General features: G+C 42.4%; 2 protein-coding genes and 1 pseudogene. 1 reads left to right on the top strand and 2 read right to left on the bottom strand.

Translation table 11 applies throughout. The features are described from left to right. Nucleotides 1–225: pseudogene (locus RH85_RS16420) on the bottom strand (hypothetical protein); the annotation flags it as partial. Between the two features lie 162 nt (nt 226–387). On the opposite strand from RH85_RS16420, the gene RH85_RS16415 reads away from it, so the two are divergent. Further along, nucleotides 388–783 carry a hypothetical protein gene (locus RH85_RS16415; RefSeq protein WP_006713824.1) on the top strand — a complete coding sequence of 132 codons (396 nt, stop codon included), beginning with the start codon at nt 388–390 and terminating at the stop codon, nt 781–783. Nucleotides 784–970: 187 nt separating this feature from the next. Here RH85_RS16415 and RH85_RS16410 read toward each other — a convergent pair whose 3' ends face one another. Continuing rightward, a complete protein-coding gene (locus tag RH85_RS16410; RefSeq protein WP_006713823.1) occupies nt 971–1,378 on the bottom strand; it encodes a DUF1330 domain-containing protein in 408 nt (135 codons plus the stop codon). Between the last annotated feature and the right edge of the window lie 145 nt (nt 1,379–1,523).

The raw sequence follows: 1,523 nt of genomic DNA, 5'->3' as shown, positions 1-1,523 counted from the left end.
GGCTGACAACATGCCCAATGAGAGTGCAATTGGAGCAGTAAAAACAGCGAACGATTCAGGACAAATAATCCATACCAGACTTGATACCACAAGACCAATAATGATAACCCGTAGCGCATGGTCTTTTAACGTATTGATTTTAACTCTGGCATCTTTAATTTTTGCCAAAGGATATTCGTCCTTTTTGTATCGTAACGTTGTTCCGTTAATCTGTAATTCGTCCATTAATTCACGTCACCTTATTCCCTATCGAATTCAAAGCAGTGCATAAACCGCATAGCCTCACCCTTATCATCATCTGTACCAAGCTTTTTAAGTGACGCCTTAGTCGATAATGTTGTAATCTCTGCCGCATCAGTAACACGTCCCTTAGTACGAGCAGCGAAGATGCCATTTAACAACGATATTGACCAGATGATTAGCTATTTAGAACGATTCTGCAAAGAACCGCATATAAATGCACTTGATGATGTTTCAGATGAACAGGTTAACTTACTTCTCGATTTTTTAACGCTTGCTCATAAACTCAAATGCGACATATACGCGACAGGCAGTCCAAAGAGCGCCCATTTTCTCGCCGTTGGAGTATTCGCTTTGACTCAGGAGAGAGCACCGCAAGGCAATTTATTTGTAAAAGTGGAAGCTGAGCAACTCTATCTTACATTCGAACTTGATGGTTGCAGTGAAGAGAATTTATTAACACCGATTCGTGTTATTGACGCCCTCGTTTATCTTGCTGACAAACATGGTCATAGTTTAATGCCTGCCGATTATTGTGCATAACGCACTCGTCGCAAGCACATCGTTCACAAACTCAGCGCTTTTGCTCGCGCCCTTACGAATAAGCAATACCGTGGCATTTAAACCGGCTTGCCGTAAACATTCACTTGACCGGTTTCAAATTGGGCATTGAGATGGAAAGTACTTTGTCATCGAAAGGTACTTTCTGGCCTTAACTCAATGTATTGCCTTAGGGGACTTTCGTTTCAATATTGAGTTGCCCTTCAAGGCCCGCCTCTCGATGGACACTCAAAGCCTTAAATTCTGCTGATGACGTCATGTCTATCAACGCCTGTCTTGATGGATACTTCACTATCACAAACGCATCCCATAGCTCATCAACCTGCCCAAGAATCAGTCCGGTCACATCAGAATAGAAGATCACCTCGGCACCGTATTTCTCCAACACTTTTAGCATCGGCTTGCCATATAGTTCATAAGCTTGTTTTCCGCTCAAGTCTGAACGGCGCCCGTCAGCATAGCGTGCTTTATTGCGAAATTTAAACAAGTTAAGTAGATGCACTGCCCCCGAATCTGGTGATGAGGTTAACCGATCCATCTGCTCATCCGATGGATATAGCTTATTGATAACTTGCATATTTTTCCCACAGATATGGTGACTGATTAAATCACAGCTAGAATGGAGACCTTTATTGCGAGTTCAATGCAAGAAAGGGCTCCATCAACGTAGAACGTTACTCTAAAGCCTATTAATCATTGAGATCTGGCAGAGTTAATAAGAA

The organism is Vibrio ichthyoenteri ATCC 700023 (assembly GCF_000222605.1).
In the GTDB taxonomy this organism is placed as follows: domain Bacteria; phylum Pseudomonadota; class Gammaproteobacteria; order Enterobacterales; family Vibrionaceae; genus Vibrio; species Vibrio ichthyoenteri.
The sequence above is the reverse complement of the archived record's forward strand: the minus strand, read 5'-3'. Positions and strand labels throughout refer to the sequence as shown.

Coding starts and splice junctions, on each gene's coding strand:
- RH85_RS16410 (WP_006713823.1), bottom strand. CDS start 1,378: ATGCAAGTTATCAATAAGCTATATCCATCGGATGAGCAGATGGATCGG.
- RH85_RS16415 (WP_006713824.1), top strand. CDS start 388: ATGCCATTTAACAACGATATTGACCAGATGATTAGCTATTTAGAACGA.